This window comes from Pedobacter steynii, assembly GCF_001721645.1.
GTDB lineage: Bacteria > Bacteroidota > Bacteroidia > Sphingobacteriales > Sphingobacteriaceae > Pedobacter > Pedobacter steynii_A.
This window is the reverse complement of the sequence record NZ_CP017141.1, coordinates 1,061,839-1,079,321: the sequence shown is the minus strand read 5'-3', so window position 1 is coordinate 1,079,321 and position 17,483 is coordinate 1,061,839. Positions and strand designations below refer to the sequence as shown.

At 40.2% G+C, this 17,483-nt stretch carries 16 protein-coding genes; 7 read left to right on the top strand and 9 right to left on the bottom strand.

The genetic code is table 11. The annotated features are described in order from the left end of the window. Nucleotides 1-4: 4 nt before the first annotated feature. On the bottom strand, nt 5-2,476 hold the full coding sequence (lon, locus tag BFS30_RS04265) for an endopeptidase La (protein WP_069378134.1): 2,472 nt from the start codon (nt 2,474-2,476) through the stop codon (nt 5-7). Between the two features lie 380 nt (nt 2,477-2,856). Here lon and BFS30_RS04260 point away from each other — a divergent pair, with 380 nt between their 5' ends. Continuing rightward, a complete protein-coding gene (locus tag BFS30_RS04260; protein WP_069378133.1) occupies nt 2,857-3,483 on the top strand; it encodes a tetratricopeptide repeat protein in 627 nt (208 codons plus the stop codon). Nucleotides 3,484-3,540: 57 nt separating this feature from the next. On the opposite strand, the gene BFS30_RS04255 is transcribed toward BFS30_RS04260, so the two are convergent. The 4 genes from BFS30_RS04255 to gpmI all read right to left on the bottom strand — a co-directional run bounded on the left by BFS30_RS04255 (nt 3,541) and on the right by gpmI (nt 7,581). Then, nucleotides 3,541-3,930 (bottom strand): response regulator, encoded by a 390-nt coding sequence (locus BFS30_RS04255; protein WP_069378132.1) that lies wholly within the window; start codon nt 3,928-3,930, stop codon nt 3,541-3,543. Between the two features lie 65 nt (nt 3,931-3,995). After that, the gene (locus tag BFS30_RS04250; RefSeq protein ID WP_069378131.1) at nt 3,996-5,225 is read right to left on the bottom strand and encodes a PAS domain S-box protein; all 1,230 of its coding nucleotides are present in this window, start codon (nt 5,223-5,225) and stop codon (nt 3,996-3,998) included. A gap of 302 nt (nt 5,226-5,527) precedes the next feature. Beyond that, complete coding sequence (locus BFS30_RS04245) at nt 5,528-6,061, bottom strand: hypothetical protein (RefSeq protein ID WP_069378130.1); 534 nt, start codon at nt 6,059-6,061, stop codon at nt 5,528-5,530. Then, nucleotides 6,061-7,581, bottom strand: a complete 1,521-nt coding sequence (gpmI, locus tag BFS30_RS04240; RefSeq protein ID WP_069378129.1) for a 2,3-bisphosphoglycerate-independent phosphoglycerate mutase — start codon at nt 7,579-7,581, stop codon at nt 6,061-6,063. The genes BFS30_RS04245 and gpmI overlap by 1 nt, the downstream gene beginning before the upstream one ends. Nucleotides 7,582-7,733: 152 nt before the next feature. On the opposite strand from gpmI, the gene BFS30_RS04235 reads away from it, so the two are divergent. From BFS30_RS04235 to BFS30_RS04220, 4 genes are read left to right on the top strand one after another with little or no spacing between them, the layout of a single operon-like run. Then, nucleotides 7,734-8,126, top strand: coding sequence for a DUF4783 domain-containing protein (locus BFS30_RS04235; protein ID WP_069378128.1), 393 nt, complete (start codon nt 7,734-7,736; stop codon nt 8,124-8,126). 36 nt (nt 8,127-8,162) lie between these two features. Continuing rightward, nucleotides 8,163-9,005, top strand: coding sequence for a carboxylating nicotinate-nucleotide diphosphorylase (nadC, locus tag BFS30_RS04230; RefSeq protein WP_069378127.1), 843 nt, complete (start codon nt 8,163-8,165; stop codon nt 9,003-9,005). Nucleotides 9,006-9,057: 52 nt separating this feature from the next. Continuing rightward, on the top strand, nt 9,058-9,705 hold the full coding sequence (gene plsY, locus BFS30_RS04225) for a glycerol-3-phosphate 1-O-acyltransferase PlsY (protein ID WP_069378126.1): 648 nt from the start codon (nt 9,058-9,060) through the stop codon (nt 9,703-9,705). 12 nt (nt 9,706-9,717) lie between these two features. After that, nucleotides 9,718-10,548 carry a M48 family metallopeptidase gene (locus BFS30_RS04220; protein ID WP_069378125.1) on the top strand — a complete coding sequence of 277 codons (831 nt, stop codon included), beginning with the start codon at nt 9,718-9,720 and terminating at the stop codon, nt 10,546-10,548. 53 nt (nt 10,549-10,601) lie between these two features. Here BFS30_RS04220 and BFS30_RS04215 read toward each other — a convergent pair whose 3' ends face one another. From BFS30_RS04215 to BFS30_RS04200, 4 genes are all read right to left on the bottom strand, one after another. Continuing rightward, entirely contained in the window at nt 10,602-11,855 is a 1,254-nt protein-coding gene (locus BFS30_RS04215) for an anthranilate synthase component I family protein (protein ID WP_069378124.1), read from the bottom strand. Between the two features lie 75 nt (nt 11,856-11,930). Further along, the gene (locus BFS30_RS04210; RefSeq protein WP_069378123.1) at nt 11,931-13,208 is read right to left on the bottom strand and encodes an adenylosuccinate synthase; all 1,278 of its coding nucleotides are present in this window, start codon (nt 13,206-13,208) and stop codon (nt 11,931-11,933) included. 40 nt (nt 13,209-13,248) lie between these two features. Further along, complete coding sequence (locus BFS30_RS04205; RefSeq protein ID WP_069378122.1) at nt 13,249-13,740, bottom strand: Fur family transcriptional regulator; 492 nt, start codon at nt 13,738-13,740, stop codon at nt 13,249-13,251. A gap of 63 nt (nt 13,741-13,803) precedes the next feature. Beyond that, the gene (locus tag BFS30_RS04200) at nt 13,804-16,014 is read right to left on the bottom strand and encodes a RelA/SpoT family protein (protein WP_069378121.1); all 2,211 of its coding nucleotides are present in this window, start codon (nt 16,012-16,014) and stop codon (nt 13,804-13,806) included. A 348-nt stretch (nt 16,015-16,362) separates the two neighbouring features. Here BFS30_RS04200 and BFS30_RS04195 point away from each other — a divergent pair, with 348 nt between their 5' ends. Both BFS30_RS04195 and BFS30_RS04190 read left to right on the top strand, forming a co-directional pair. After that, nucleotides 16,363-16,980 carry a DUF4294 domain-containing protein gene (locus BFS30_RS04195; protein WP_069378120.1) on the top strand — a complete coding sequence of 206 codons (618 nt, stop codon included), beginning with the start codon at nt 16,363-16,365 and terminating at the stop codon, nt 16,978-16,980. 3 nt (nt 16,981-16,983) lie between these two features. After that, a complete protein-coding gene (locus tag BFS30_RS04190; protein ID WP_069378119.1) occupies nt 16,984-17,481 on the top strand; it encodes a glutathione peroxidase in 498 nt (165 codons plus the stop codon). Nucleotides 17,482-17,483: the final 2 nt, after the last annotated feature.

Sequence of the window (17,483 nt, the reverse complement as noted above, 5' to 3'; positions counted from 1 at the left end):
CAGTTTAGTTTGCAATCGGCTTAACCTTTACACTAAGGTCCTGTGCATTTTTTACTTTTTCTTTAGTTAAAGCCAGCTCAATTACTTCCTTCATCTCGGAAACATAATGGAAGTTTAAATCCTTGATATAACTTTCTTTAATTTCCAGAATATCTTTCTTATTGGATTTACATAAAATGACATCTTTAATATTGGCACGTTTGGCAGCAAGGATTTTTTCCTTGATACCGCCAACAGGCAGTACCTTACCTCTTAGAGTGATCTCGCCGGTCATCGCCAGGTTTGATTTTACCTTCCGTTGCGTAAAAGCAGAAGTCAGTGCGGTGAGCATGGTAATTCCTGCAGAGGGACCATCTTTCGGTGTGGCTCCGGCAGGTACGTGTACGTGAATGTCCCAATTGTCAAATAATGCATAATCTATATTGAACAAATCTGCATGGGCACGTAAATAAGCAAGCGCAATAATTGCAGATTCTTTCATCACCTCACCCAGATTTCCTGTTAAGGTCAATTTTCCTTTACCGGGACTTAAACTGGCTTCAATGAATAAGATATCGCCACCTACCTGAGTCCAGGCCAGGCCTGTAACCACGCCGGCAACTTCATTTCCTTCATAAAGGTCCTTGTCGTAAATTGGCGCACCTAGAATTCGTTCCACATCCTCATTGGTCAGGTTGGCTTCATAGGTTTCTTCCATGGCTATTTTAGTCGCCACACCACGTACCAGTGAACCTATCTTTTTCTCCAGACCACGAACACCTGACTCTCTGGTATAATCTTCAATCACTTTCTCTATTAAACCGCTTTTCAGATTGATGTCTTTTGTCTTGATACCATGTTGTTCCTTTTGTTTAGGCAAGAGGTATTTTTTTGCAATCTCGATTTTCTCTTCTATGGTATAGCCATTTACTTCAATGATCTCCATCCGGTCAAGTAAAGCGGGCTGGATGCTGCTCAATGAATTCGCTGTAGCAATAAAAAGAACATTTGATAAGTCATAATCTGCTTCTACATAGTGGTCATTGAAAGCACTGTTTTGCTCCGGATCCAGAACTTCCAGTAATGCAGAAGAAGGATCACCTCTGAAGTCAGAACCTACTTTATCAATCTCATCCAGTACAAAAACAGGATTGGCCGCACCAGCTTTTTTAATAGACTGAATAATCCGGCCAGGCATTGCACCGATATAGGTTTTCCTATGGCCACGGATCTCAGCCTCATCTCTGATGCCTCCCAATGCCATTCTTACATATTTGCGGTTTAGTGCTTTTGCAATAGATTTACCCAATGAAGTTTTTCCTACTCCCGGAGGGCCTACCAGACAAATGATGGGAGCCTTCATATCGCGTTTCAGCTTCAGGACAGCCAAATACTCAATAATACGTTGTTTAACCTTCTCTAAACCAAAGTGATCCTTATCTAATACGCGTTGTGCACGTTTTAAGTCAAAGTTATCTTTAGTGAAATCATTCCATGGAAGGTCTAGTAACAACTCCAGATAATTGATCTGTACCGAATAATCCGGTGCAGCAGGATTCATTCTTCCCAGTTTATCCAGTTCTTTTGTAAAGTGCTCCTTCACCTGAACTGACCATTTCTTTTTCTTGGCGCGAATCTGCAGCGCCTCATATTCCAGGTCTGACGAAGTGCCGCCCAATTCTTCCTGGATGGTTTTCAGCTGTTGATTCAGAAAATAATCACGCTGTTGTTTATCCAGGTCAGTACGCACTTTAGATTGGATCTGGTTTTTTAATTCCAGCATTTGAAGCTCTAAGGTCAACAGTTCCATGACCATCATGGCACGCTCACGCTGATTGGTCATCTCCAGCATCTTTTGCTTATCAGAAACATCTGCATTCATATTTGAAGAGATGAAATTGATCAAAAAAGAAGTACTCTCGATATTCTTCAACGCAATCCCTGCTTCACTTGGAATATTGGGCGACAATTGAATAATCTGAGAAGACATTTCCTTAATGGAAGCAACCATCGCTTTAAATTCTTTGTCGGCCTTATGTTTGCCTTCTTCAAATTTGCTGATCGTTACTTTGATATAGGGCTCGGATTGAACTTCTTCAATTAAACGAAAACGTTGCTTACCCTGAATGATCACCGTAGTGTTCCCATCAGGCATCTGCAACATTTTTATAATGTGCGCAACCGTACCTACACTATTTAATTGCTCAAATGTGGGATCCTCAATAGAAACATCACGTTGTGAAACCACACCAATGATCTTGTCGCCTTTGTAAGCCTCTTTTATTAGTTTTATGGATTTATCCCTGCCAACAGTAATTGGGATAACAACTCCTGGAAATAATACGGTGTTCCTTAATGGAAGAATAGCCAGTATTTCAGGGGTTTCTTCATTATTCATTTCATCTTCGTCCTGTTGAGACATCAAGGGAAAGAACTCTGTATCTTCATTTATGATGGGTAGTGCATTGCTAAAATCAAAATGATCTTGTTTACTCATTTAAGTAAGTCTTTCTAAAATAAAAAACGACAATCTGACAGCATGTCGTTTATGAATTATTAATTATATTGAATTATGCATATTTTCAACTCTTGTGCCAAAACGGGGTTACCCTGCTTTCTCTGTTAAAAAGTCAGGGACATTCGACATATGCTTGAAAAATAAGCCTGAATTGTCTGGTATTTCTTTTGAAAAAAAGAGAATAATTTCTCCTCTCATCATATTTTCATTTATTTAGCGTTTAAGAGGAATATTTATAAATGGTATGATAGTTGCCTAGATGTATCTTTATCCCAATACCCACTGGTAAACTCGTTTTGTATATTTTATTAGGGTATTGAACTAAATCTAAATATATTTATTTTTTTAAATAAAACTTAATGAACTATTTTAAGCAAACCATCTTATTATTATTTGTCTTTTCTACTCAGGTTAGTATCGCGCAGAACAGCGGTTACGATAAATTGGGCATGCAGGCCATGATGAAAGGCGATTTCAAAGGTGCGGTAGGACAATTAGAAAAGGCAGATACAAAAAACCCTAACAATGCAAATGTGTTGAAAATGTTAGGTTACTCTTATTTTCAGTGCGGTGACTTCGAAAATTCAATTGCGACTTATAGCCGCTTAATTGTTTTGAAACCTTCAGATAATTCTGCTTATTACTATAGAGGTAAAGCCAGGTTAAATATTGCCAATGATCCTAAGGAATCGTTAAATCAAATCAGAGAGAGCTTCTACCTATCCGCAATTAAGGATTTTACTAAAGGAATTGAGGTTAACGGGGAAGAAGATACCCAGTTATTTCAAAACAGGGCTTTGGCGTATAAGGATTATGCAATATATAAATCTTACAAGATCAAGAAATCTGCTGAAAAAGCTGCTGTAGTAGCGTTATTTAATAATTCAATTGCCGATTTTCAGAAGGTATTGGTCGCTCAGCCTTTACGTAAAGACATCATTTCTTTAATCGATTATGTTAAAGCACAGATATCGAGCTTAAAATAAAGAAATACTGATCTCTAAAAAGGCTGCTTTTGTTGATGCAAAAGCAGCCTTTTTATTTTACGCCCCTTCAAAGATTTCCACAAACTTCGAACGACTGAGTGGCTTAGTCAGGAATTCCGTTACTACGGGAATGTTCTGCGACCGTTCCAGTTCGGATGGAGAGATGGAAGATGAAACAATATAAATGGCTATTTTTTTACTCATTTTGGGTTCCAATAAGGAATACTTATCCAAAAATCCCCACCCATCCAATACGGGCATATTAAGGTCCAGAAATATAATGTCCGGCAACATTCCTGGCTGATTTGCACTTAGCTCCAAGTCTGTTAAAGCCTGTTGGCCATCTTCAAAAACGGTGAGATCGGTATTTAGATTGGCAACCTGTAACGTCTTTCTGGTTAAAAAAACGAATATCGCGTCGTCATCTATCAGATAAAATCTTTTCATTGGAATATATTTATTGGTTCGTTATCGCTACTTTTTTTGTTCAAAAATTTGAGTTTAATCCTGCTTCATTCCGGTGGAATCTGATTCTCTTCTGCCTGATGAACAATAGATTCAATGGCTTCATTCAGCTGAGTAGTAGATCGTTTAAGCATCTGTAGTAAATCAATATGATCCTCATGAGGATCCTGAAGCATCAGATCGGTCAGGCTCATGATATTGGTCAACGGTGCCCTGACCTTGTGACTCTGAATCCAGGCAATCTCTTTAAAATCCTGATTCTGCTTTTCGATCATGCGGATGTAATTGACGCGCTTAGACACATCTGTCGCTAATACTAATCTGGCATCAATCCCATCTAAATTGACAATATTGGTATCTATTTCTACAGGAAAGGACTGCCCTTCTTTATTCATATGTGTTAATATTCCGGAATAAGCCCTGGTCTTAATGGTACTAAAAATGTCCATTAACTTGCTGATCTCTGAAGCGGGTCTTATTTTCGTAATGTTCATGGACAGAAATTCTTCCTTCGAATACCCGTATTTCTTAACAGCAGCCTCGTTCACCTTTAGGAAGTTTCCGGTATTTAATTCAAAAATGTACATTGGAACAGGATTGGAATCAAAAACATTCCGGTAATACCTTTCTGAAGTGTCCAGTTTTTTTAACAGCATCACCTCTTTTATCCGCGTTCTCTCAAATCCATTTAAAATACTGCCGATCATCAATACGCTTACAAAACTGATGAAAATCAGGTTTCCCGAATAGGCAATCCATAAAGTGAGGTCATAGGTATCAGATAAAGGAGTCGGGAAAATATCAAATTTGATGATCAGACCGATCCCGATGCAAATCAGTGTGTTAATAATCAGTGGGATATAAGTGGCTTTCGGAGGAAAGATCATTGCCGTAAAAAAGGTAATGATCAATAAATAAAGAGCCCCAGGCCCGTCAGAACCTACAAAAACGAGGTAAATTACGGCAATAAAATAGAGGAGAATGACCATAATGACCATTCTGTAATCCAATTCAATTTTTCTATTTATCACAAAACCCATAAGCAATATCACCGCAATGACCATAAATGCAGGAAAGAATACCTTACCTGTTATAAATTCATGAATCAGAAATAAAACCAGTCCAACCAGACTTATTGGAAAACAATACATCATTGTATTTCTGAATAAGTCTATCCGCCAGGAACTGATCCGGAAGAGCGTAAACTGATTTTCAACAGGAAAAACATATTCAAATGTTTTCTTGTATTTTTTCCAGTATGATTTAACTCGTTCCATTTTTTAGAGATCTATTTCAATAATTTTATTATTTATCGATGATATGAATACATTAAATGAGGAATATATTTCCCGAAATCTGTTTGTTCAGCAATCGGGTGGTAATTAAACCTCTTCTTTGTAAATCATAAAAGATACGTTCTCATGCTGATAAGGCATTTAAACGTTAAAAAAATCATAGATATCTCTGATTAATAGGCCTATTATCATGCCATACCACCTTCCTCCCGGTCAGGAGCTGAGCCAGAGGAAAGGTAAGTTGCAATAAATAGCAGATGGGTAAAAAGCCGGATGAAGTCCGTTTATTTAAATTTTCCGGTAACCCGGTAATTCTTTTCCGAAAGCAGCCTGATGTTCTGAGTTTTTTTGACTTCATAAACACTGTCAGGGTAGTAGCTAAGGGTGTCAGCTGAAGTGTATAAGCTGTTGGAATTTCTGATCAGTATCTGAATGCCGTATAGCTGTCCGTTTCGCTTGATCACGGTCAGTTCCTTTACCGGTACCTTCGCCTGGTTGGAGGTATATACTTCCCGATCGGCAGATTTTTTCTCCTCAAACAATCCTTTCCATGCAGCCCTGTTGATATCTGCATCAGAAAAGACAGACAGTTCCTTTTTCCAGTCTGCAATCTGAAGTTCTTTGCTTTCTGAAGAACCATTAACGGTTACTGTTTTGCTGACCTTTGGATTGGAGCGGTTTAGCCTTAAGACTTCCTGTTCAAAATAGCCTTTCAGGTTAAAATAAGAATGGGCATTCTTTTGTGTGGTTACTGTGGAATCTCCACAGCCATAACACCACAACAAAAGAAAACCACATAATAAATGATTGTATCTCATTATACCAGACAATTACCAGTCATAATAGCCGGCGCCGGAATACCCATTATTTTTAGAATAGTAGGGGCGATATCGCCAAGTTTCCCGTCAGCCACAGTTTTATAATCATTGTCTATCAAAATGCATGGAACCAGATTGGTGGTATGCGCCGTATTGACAGAACCATCATTGTTCACCATATATTCTGAATTTCCATGGTCTGCAAGAATGATAAATGAATATCCGTTTTCAACACCTTTTTTTACCACAATCTCCGCACAGCTGTCGGCAGTTTCTACCGCTTTAACCACAGCCTCGAAAACACCGGTATGCCCCACCATATCAGGGTTTGCGAAGTTCAGGCAAACAAAGTCAGCCCAACCGCTTTCCAGCTCTTTACTGATCGCCTCGGTAATTCCAGCAGCACTCATTTCTGGCTGTAAGTCGTAGGTGGCAACCTTTGGCGAGGGAATCAGGATTCTTTTCTCATTCTCAAATTCCGCTTCTCTTCCTCCGGAGAAAAAGAAGGTGACATGTGGGTATTTTTCCGTCTCTGCAATACGAATCTGATTTTTATGATTTTTCTCCAGAACTTCTCCTAATGTTTCAGAAAGATCATCTTTTGTGAAGATTACTTTTACATGTTCAAAGTTCTCGTCATAGGTGGTCATGGTCACATAATACAATGGCAGTTTGTGCATCTGGAAGTCAGGATAGTCATTCTGACTCAAAACAGCTGTGATTTCCCTGCCCCTGTCTGTTCTATAGTTGAAACAGATCACCACATCGTCTGGTTGAATAGTCGCAACCGGACTGCCATCAGGCTGGCTTACCACAATTGGCTTTATAAACTCGTCAGTGATGCCTTCGCTATAAGATTGTTCGATAGCAAGTGCGGCATTGCTGGTAGACTGTCCGATCCCTTTAGTCAGTAAATCGTAAGCCAGCTTTACCCTTTCCCAGCGGGAATCTCTGTCCATCGCATAGTAGCGGCCGATTAAACTGGCAACCTTAGCGGTATTGCCTTCCAGGTGATGTTCCAGGTCTTTGATAAAGTTTAAACCGGAATTTGGATCAGTATCCCTGCCATCCAGAAAAGCATGGACAAATACTTCGTTTAATCCTTGTTCAGTTGCAGCATCGCATAAAGCTTTCAGGTGATTGATATGAGCGTGTACACCTCCATCAGAAACTAATCCAATGAAATGGACGGCTTTATTGTTTTGTTTCGCATAATTGAAGGCATCCAGCAGTACTTCATTCTGATGAAGGCTGCGGTCTGTAATCGCCTTATTAATTCTTCCTAATTCCTGATAAACTACTCTTCCTGCTCCTAAATTCATATGACCAACCTCTGAATTACCCATTTGTCCGGCAGGTAAACCCACCGCTTCACCTGAGGCTTCCAGTTTAGAATTCGGGTAGTTTTTAATTAAAGAGTCAAAGAAAGGTGTATTGGCGGCATAAGCTGCATCGGATTTGTCTTGTTTTCCATATCCCCAGCCATCAAGAATAAGTAGGACTAATTTTTTATGATTCATCAGTGAATTTCTTTTTAATATCTAACAAATATAAACCTATTGTGTGTTTTTTTTGAGGCAAATTGTAATTCCTCTGTAGTATCTTTGTTTTTTTCTAATGGTCATTAGTGGCATAATTTATGTGATGCTGATACATTAGCTATATAGAGAATATGAAGCCCTTACTTTTTTTGACGATTCTTTTTACCTCCCTTTCTTCTTCCATTGCTACGCAGAGCGATATTATTGACAATCTATCGACTTACTTTAAAAATGGAAGCTCGAAAGATGTGGCGGGAAATTTCTCTTCCTCTGTGGAATTAATCATAATAGATGAGGAGGATGTCTACTCTAAAGCACAGGCTGAACAAATTTTAAGAAACTTTTTTACTAAATATCCTCCGGTAAAATCTTCCGTCATACACCTTATTAATGCAAATCCAAATTTTAGGTTTGGCATTCTTTCCCTGCATACTAAAAACGGAAAATTCAGGGTTTCTATAACGATGAAAAAATCTAACAATGCTTTTTTTATTACAGAATTAAGAATAGAGCCGGATAAATAATAGTAAAAATGCTATTTTTGGGTTTAATTATAAGTTTTGGATAAGCAAATCATAGATCAATTCATAAAGAACGCTGTCGCCGAAGATTTAGGTGATGGAGATCATACCTCACTCTCTACCATTCCTGCAAATGCACAAGGCAAAGCTAAATTGCTGATTAAGGAGGATGGAATCATTGCAGGAGTCGAGCTTGCAGTAGAGATTTTCAATTATATCGATGCCCAACTGATCATCGACGTAATGATTACTGATGGTGCTGAAGTTAAATATGGCGATATCGCACTTACAGTTTCAGGAAGTACACATTCTATTTTACTGGCTGAACGTCTGGTGCTGAACTGCATGCAGCGCATGAGCGGGATCGCAACCAAAACCAATCGTATTGTAAAGTCGCTGGCTACTTATTCTACTAAATTATTAGATACCCGTAAAACTACACCAGGTTTAAGATACCTGGAAAAATGGGCTGTTCGTATTGGTGGCGGTGTAAACCACCGCATCGGGTTATATGACATGATCCTCATTAAGGATAACCACGTAGATTATGCCGGTGGAATTTCAAACGCCATTAATGCTGCAAATCAATACCTGACAGATAAAGGTAAAAAACTGCAGATAGAGATCGAAGTTAGAAACCTTTCCGAGTTAAATGATGTTTTAACTACCGGAGGCGTAGACAGGATCATGCTGGATAATTTCAGCTTTGCCGACCTGAGAGCAGCAGTGAGTACCATTGATGGCCGGTTTATTACGGAAGCCTCAGGTGGAATTACTGAAGAAAATGTTATCGAGTATGCAGCATGTGGGGTAGATTTTGTATCCATGGGGGCTTTAACCCATTCTGTCAAAAGTTTAGACATGAGCTTAAAAGCATGCTAAAAACCATAATTCATCAGAATTTGATTCTGTTTTTTTACTATAATTGTAGTTAATGATTTCGGTCTATTCTATATCAGCAGTAATTTTAGCCTATCTATTTGGGTCTATACCGACAGCGGTATGGCTCGGACAAGCATTTTACGGTGTCGACGTAAGGGAATATGGGAGTGGAAACGCTGGTGCAACCAATACTTTCAGGGTATTGGGGAAACGTGCCGGCCTTGCTGTAATGACCATAGATATTGCCAAAGGCTACACCGCTACTAAACTTGCCTACTTTATAGGTCTCTCCGTTACCGGTCCACAGAATTCTTCTCAGTTTATTAACTATGAGCTTGCCCTTGGAGTTACTGCTGTAATGGGGCATTTATTCCCAATATTTGCGGGATTCAGAGGTGGGAAGGGGGTGGCCACACTTTTTGGAATGATTTTGGCAGTTAACTTTCCTGCAGCGATGCTTTGCGTTCTTGTTTTTGTAGTCGTATTATTGACCACGAAATATGTTTCCCTTGGCTCTATATTGGCAGGCTTTACGTTCCCGCTGAGCATTGTGTTCTTATTTCATTCCTCGGTCAAGTCGGAAGTTTTATATGGGATGTGTGTATGCATCCTTATTCTGGTTACCCATCAGAAAAACCTCGAACGACTCCTCAAAGGCAAAGAATCTAAAGTTTACCTGTTTAAAAAGAAAAACAACTAAAACAAAGAATTCATGAAAGCTTTAAATTTAACAGTCATTGCTGCGGCAGCGATGTTTTCGATATCCTCCTGCTCCACAGTTCCGCTAACAGGGCGCAGCAGACTGAGCTTGATCAGTGAAAGTGAAATGAGGGGAGCAGCCTCTTTAGAATACAGTAAATTCATTAAAAGTCCTTCAACTAAAGTGCTCAATAATGCGGATGCCCAAAGGGTAAAACGTGTTGGACAACGTATTCAGGCAGCCATTACCAAGTACATGAATGCCAATGGTTATGCAAGTCAGATTCAGGGCTTTGCCTGGGAATTCAACCTGATAGACAGTAAAGAAGTAAATGCCTGGTGTATGCCTGGTGGTAAGGTGGCTGTTTATACCGGCTTACTTCCGGTAGCAAAAGACGATGCCGGACTGGCAACCGTAATGGGCCATGAAATTGCACATGCTATTGCACAACACTCCTCGGAGCGTGCCTCTCAGGCAGCGTTAGCGCAAGCTGGTGGTGGCATTCTGAGCGCAGCAACAGGTGGTAAATCATCAGGTACACAGGAATTGATCAGCCAGGCTTATGGATTGGGCGCTCAGGGATTTGTCCTTTTGCCGAATTCCAGAAAACAGGAGCTGGAAGCCGATAATTTAGGCCTTACTTTTATGGCGATTGCGGGATATGACCCAGCTACAGCGGTCTCTTTCTGGCAAAGAATGGCAGCAGCCAGTAGAGGTTCTCAGAAACCAGCTGAATTTTTTAGTACGCACCCTGCCGATGAAACCAGAATTGCGCAGATTCAAAGACTGTTGCCTCAGGCACAAAAATATTATAATTCCACTACCGGTAAACCAATCAGGTAGTTTTTGGAATCTAAAATCGCAGAGGTCGTTAGTAAATCAACTAACGGCCTTTTTTAATGTGCAAGGGTCTGGATAATGGCAGAGGCTTTGACCATACATTCCTCATACTCATCATTTGCATTTGCAGCAAAGGTGATGGCGCCACCTACCTGAAAGGAGAGGTATTGAGCTGTTTGCTGATAAAGGATAGTACGGATGATCACATTGAAATCGAATTCTGCATCCGGATTAATATATCCTATAGAGCCCGAATAGGCTCCCCGTTTACTCAATTCTGATGATTCAATCAGTTCCATGGCCCTGACTTTTGGTGCGCCGGTCATCGAGCCCATAGGAAAGGTATTTTTGATTGCCTTTATAAAATGTAGTTCGGGATTTAACTCACAACTGATGGTGGAGATCATCTGATGTACCTGAGGGAAACTATAAATGCCAAACAGTTCCTCGACCTTCACACTGCCTTTTACCGCACTTTTCGTAAGGTCGTTTCTAACCAGGTCAACGATCATCACATTCTCTGCCTGTTCCTTGCTGTTGTTACTCAAATTGAGTTTCAGCTGCTCATCCACTAAGGGATCTGCATTTCTCTTGGCCGTACCTTTTATGGGCTGAGAGATCATTTTATTCCCGCGTTTACATAGAAAACGTTCAGGGCTGGCAGAGAGAATATATTGGTCGTAAATCTTAAAATAGCCGGCAAATGGGGTAGGAGATACCGCATTTAATTTATTAAACACCTGCAAAGGGTCTATTTCTGCATGTTCCGCGAAAAACTCCTGGCAATAGGTGATTTCATAGATGTCACCTCTGCTGATGTGCTGCTGGAGTTCCGCTATCTTTTTCAGGTAAGCAGGTTTATCCAGCTTATGCCGGATATTTAACGCTTTGCCTTTAACCGGTTTCGCCAGTTCTGTTCTATTAATCAGCTCCAGAACTCCAGGGGGGCCCAGCAGCACCTCTATGTGCCCGTTTTTTATGACAACCAGGTATTCTGGAATGAAAAAGAAAAGGTCCGGAAAATGTAAGGCGTCCGGGTTTTTTGAATATAGCACTTCCTGTTCATTTTTAAGGTCATAACTAAACAGACCGAACATCCAGGTTTTGTGTATCTCATAAAAGGATTGCAAAGCTTCGAATGCCTGCCCTGATGGTTTACTTAAGACTTGTGTAGCTCCCGCCGCCAGGATAAAGTCAAACTTTCCAAAGGGATCCAGATAGCTATTGGAATCCAGACAGCAGCAGACGTCAAAAGAATTGGCCCATTGGACTGCCTTGCTTTTAAATAACGAAATATCGGGGTTACTCATTTACCTGCAAAGGTAAACAAAAAACCGCCTCATAAACTGGTCATGAGGCGGTTTTATAGCTGGAAAAGAACTTTCTTAGTTCAATTCCAAAGTCTGAACCCTGTCAGGTCCAACTGAAAGATATTTTACAGGAACTTCTAACTCCTTCTCCAGGAAAGCGATATAGTCTGCAAGTTTCGCAGGAATTTCTGCTACTTTATTTACTTTGGTTACATCTGTTTTCCAACCTTCAATGGCTTTTAATACCGGAGTAGGTTTTACAGAAATGATGTCATATGGCATGTAATCAATGGTCTCACCATTGTGTTCATAATGAGTACATGCGTAGATGGTATCAAAACCATCCAGTACATCAGCTTTCATCATGATCAGCTCAGTAACACCATTCAACATAATCGCATATTTTAAAGCCGGAAGATCAATCCATCCGCAACGACGGGCACGGCCGGTAGTTGCACCGAATTCGTGACCAACCTGACGAAGGTTCTCTCCGATCTCATTGTCCAGTTCAGTAGGAAAAGGACCACCACCAACACGGGTACAATAAGCTTTGAAAATACCATATACATGGCCTACTTTATTAGGTGCAATACCTAAACCGGTACAAGCACCGGCGGTAGTCGTGTTAGAAGAAGTTACAAATGGATAAGATCCGAAATCTACATCCAGAAGTGTTCCCTGTGCACCTTCTGCCAATACTGTTTTTCCTTCTTTAAGGAAACCATTTACATAGTGCTCACTATCTACATGAGGAATGCTTTTAATGAACTCGATAGCTTCAAAAAACGCAGCTTCTTTCTCTGTCAGATCATATTCAAAATCATAATGAGCAAGAATCTCTTTGTGTTTCTCTACCAGTTTGTTGTAACGGTCTTTGAAGTCAGGAAGGGTAGTGTCACCAACTCTTAATCCATTACGTCCGGTTTTGTCCATATAAGTCGGACCAATTCCTTTTAACGTAGAACCGATTTTATCCTTGCCCATTTTGTGTTCATTCGCCGCATCCAGAACCTGGTGGCTTGGCAGAATTAAATGTGCTTTACGGGCAATTACCAGTTTCCCTTTTGCTACAGGATCATGGCCGGCTGCTTTAAGGTTGTCTAACTCTCTTTTCAGAATGATCGGGTCAATAACCACACCATTACCGATTAAGTTCATTGTTTTCTCGTTAAAAATACCTGATGGTATGGTATTTAAAACGAACTTTTTGCCATCAAACTCTAACGTATGTCCAGCATTCGGACCGCCTTGAAAACGAGCTATCAAATCATATTGCGGACTTAGAACATCAACAATTTTTCCCTTGCCTTCATCGCCCCATTGCAGGCCCAGAAGCACGTCTACTTGCGTCATTATTTAAATTTAAGAATAGAAATATATTAAATTGGATATGTTAACTTGCATGTTTAATATCGGCAGTCTGGTTGTTCATCGCATGCTTTGCAGAACAATCAAAACAGCTGCCATATAGATTCAGAGAGTGATGCTTGATGTCAAATTTAAGCAGTTCCCCAATCATACTTTGAATCTGGTGGATACGGGGATCGCAGAATTCTACTACCTTACCGCAGTCAATGCAGATGACATGGTCATGCTGATGATAGCCATATGATTTTTCAAACTGAGCCATGTTTTTACCAAACTGATGTTTGGTCACCAAATCACATGATACCAATAACTCTAAAGTATTGTACACAGTAGCCCTGCTTACCCGATACTTTTGATTTTTCATGTGGATATAGAGGGTCTCTACATCGAAATGGTCATCTCTGGAATAGATTTCTTCTAAGATGGCAAAACGTTCCGGTGTTTTTCTCAGACTTTTATTTTCGAGATAAGCTTCGAATATTTTTCTTACTAACTCGCTGTTGTGGTTTGTAGACATAGTTTTTAAACTCCTTTCAAAGGTACCAATTTTTATATAAACCTGTATGTTTTATTCGTTTTTTTAGGCATCAAAACGGGTGACACCTGTTACTCCTTTTACTTCCAGCAGATTTTTGATCAGGTTGTCTAAGTGCTCTTTATCATTTACAAAGATCATAATTGACCCGTCAAAAATACCATTATCTGTGTCGACAGTAATAGAACGCATATTTACCTTGAAATCTCCCGAAATTACTTTGGTAATGTTATTGATCAAACCTACATCATCAATTCCGATAATGTGCAGTCCGGTCAGGAATGTGAGTTCCTGCTGACGGTTCCATTTTGCTTTCACCACCCGGTAACCATAGTTGGCCATCAGTTGTGCCGCATTGGGACAGTTGGTACGGTGAATCTTGATTCCTTCATTAACTGTTACAAAACCAAATACATCATCCCCGGGAATAGGGTTACAGCAGGCTGCGAGGGTATAATCGATCTTTTGCAGATCTTCGCCGATTAGTAAAATGTCAGATTCAGGGCCTTTAACCCTGCTCAACAGCGCTTCAATCTTTTGATTGTCGCTCTTTTCAGATGAACCTCTGTTTTCTATCTCTTTCTCACTTGCCAGATAATCTTTCAGGTCTTTCAGTTCGATCTTGCCGTTTGCAACTCCGATAAACAATTCCTGTGTAGAGGGCAGTTTAAAGAAATAGGTCAGCTTATTCAGGTTATCTGTATTGTAGGTAATTTTTAATGATTTCAGCTTGCGTTCCAGGGTTTCTTTTCCCTGTTCAGCTATTTTCCTTTTCTCTTCTTTTAAAGATGATTTGATCTTAGACTTAGCCTTTGCGGTCACCACCGTATTCAGCCAGTCTTCCTTAGGTGTCTGTTTACTGGAGGTGATGATTTCTACCTGATCTCCGTTTTGTAATTTGTAGGAGAGCGGAACGAGCTTGTGGTTCACCTTCGCGCCAATACATTTGGCACCTACATCAGTATGGATCTCAAAAGCAAAGTCTAATGCGGTCGCTCCCAATGGCAATTGGAGCAAAGCGCCTTTCGGCGTAAAAATGAAGATTTCATCTGAGAAGAGATTCATTTTAAAATCATCCAGGAAGTCCAGGGCGTTAGCTTCAGGATTGTTTAGCATCTCTCTCACTTTCATGATCCATTGGTCCAGACCATTATCATTGCTAGATTCTTTATATTTCCAATGTGCAGCAAAACCCTTCTCCGCAATTTCATTCATTCTCTGGGTCCGGATCTGAACTTCTACCCACTGTCCTTTAGGGCCCATTACCGTGGTGTGCAGGGATTCATAGCCATTCCCTTTAGGAGAGGAAACCCAATCCCGCAGGCGGTCAGGATTTGGACGGTAGAGATCCGTTACAATAGAATAGGCCTTCCAGCAATCCGCTTTTTCGTTTTCCGGATTGCTATCCAGAATAATCCTGATGGCAAAAAGATCATAAACCTCATCAAAAGGAATATTCTTACTCTTCATTTTGTTCCAAATCGAGTGGATGGATTTTGGACGCCCGTAAATATCGGCCGTTAATCCCTGTTCTGCCAGAATCTCGTTGATCGGCTCCACGAATCTCTTAATGAATAAGGTCCGTTCAGCTTTTTTCTCATTCAGCTGAGTCGCAATGTATTTATAGGTGTCTGGTTCCAGATATTTCATGGAAAGGTCTTCCAGCTCAGATTTAATCGCATATAAGCCCAGGCGGTGGGCCAGGGGAGCGTACAGATAAATGGTTTCCGAAGCAATTTTTAATTGCTTTTGCCTCGGCATAAAGTCCATCGTCCGCATATTGTGTAACCGGTCTGCCAGCTTGATCAGGATCACCCGTACATCGTCTGCCAGCGTCAGCAGCATCTTCCGGAAATTTTCTGCCTGTAAAGAACTGTTATAGTCAAAAACACCGGATATTTTCGTCAGGCCATCAATGATCTTTGCCGTTTTTTTTCCAAACTCCCGCTCAATATCCTCTAATGTGATGTCAGTATCTTCTACCACATCATGTAGTAAAGCACATACTATCGAAGTGGTTCCCAGTCCGATTTCTTCCGCGGCAATCTGTGCAACAGCAATAGGGTGGTAGATATAAGGCTCTCCTGATTTTCTACGCATATTTTTATGGCTTTCCAGGGCCATGTCAAATGCTTTCCGGATTTCTTTTTTATCCCCCCTTTGAAGTGTTGGCTTACAGGCACGCAAAAGCGCACGGTATCGCTTTAATATCTCTTGCTTCTCTGCTTCTAAATCAATCACTAATGTGTTCTTCATCAATATATATGGTGTTTTGTCTTAATCTGCTATTTTGTCGGTTATTCTTGTTCAAATGGCAAAGGAACCTACGAATTTACGCAATTGCCAGCCCATTTTCCGGATACTTTTGTTAATATAAGCTTTTTGTAAAGATCATGTTAGTATATGCAATAATTCCTCCAAATTTAAGTTTTTCATATAAGCGAATTCAGCTTGCGTTCTGATCAGCTGCCGGTTTCAAATGATGCCGGTTTCATTTGTATTATTTACGTCAAGATGATGGCGATTTGTTCTTAAAAGATTATCTTAGACATGAAATAAAACTAATATAATTATTTTAGCCTTAAATGTAAGAGGTATAAATTTATGAAATTTTACAGGTTATTTTTTCTGTCAATTGTCATTATTACAGGTGCTTCTGCCAAAGCGCAGCAAAGCCCTGTGAAAGTGAAATTTCCCGTTCTGGGAAAGAATGACACGATTCGGGTAGCCTCTACCAATGAAGATGGAGAAATGATCCCCTGGATCCCGCTAAATGAAGTGGTGATTTACGGTTATAGAATATTCAAAAGCCCTGAGGAGCGCGCAGCCTATAATCGCTTGCGTTACAATGTCATGAAAGTGATGCCTTATGCCTTATATGCAAAAAGAAGGTATGAACAGCTGGAGAAGGACCTGGCATTAGCCGAGGACAAAAAGCTACAAAAGAAATTGGTTAAACAGTGTGATAAGGAAATCAAAGACATGTTTAACCGCGAAATCAAAGAGCTCACCATTTCCCAGGGCCAGATCTTAACCAAACTGATCGACCGGGAGCTGGGGAGGACTACCTACGAAATTGTTAAGGAAACCAAAGGTGGAATCACCGCATTTTTATATCAATCTGTGGCCAGAGTTGTAGGCCACAATCTCAAAAGTAAATACAACCCATCGGAAGAAAGGGACATTGAGTCCATCATTCTTTCTTCCGGGTTTTACCAATAAAATATGTCTGATAACTCGAAAAGTGTGCACCAGTTTAAGGTAAAATTGATCAATGGAACAGAAAAGAAACTTTCTGACTTTAAAAACAAAAACTTATTAATTGTAAACATCGCTTCTGCATGTGGCTTTGCTCCTCAGTTAAAGGAGTTGCAGGAGCTAAGGGAAGAGCTTAAAAATGAAGATTTTGAAGTGCTTGCTTTTCCATCCAATGATTTCGGCAGACAGGAGCCGCTGGAGGGCGAAGAGATTCATTCTTTTTGCGAATTGAATTATGGCGTTCAGTTTCCCGTTTTTGAGAAAATTATGGTCAGAGGTGAGCATGCACACCCGCTGTTTAAGTTTTTGGCCGATAAGAAGCTCAACGGCAAACTGACTTCCACTCCAAGGTGGAACTTCCATAAATACCTGGTGAATAAAAAAGGAGAAGTAGTAGATTATTTCTTCCCTTTCACCAAACCTTTGTCTTCCAAAGTGAAGAAAAAAATACAACGTCTGGGCTAGGC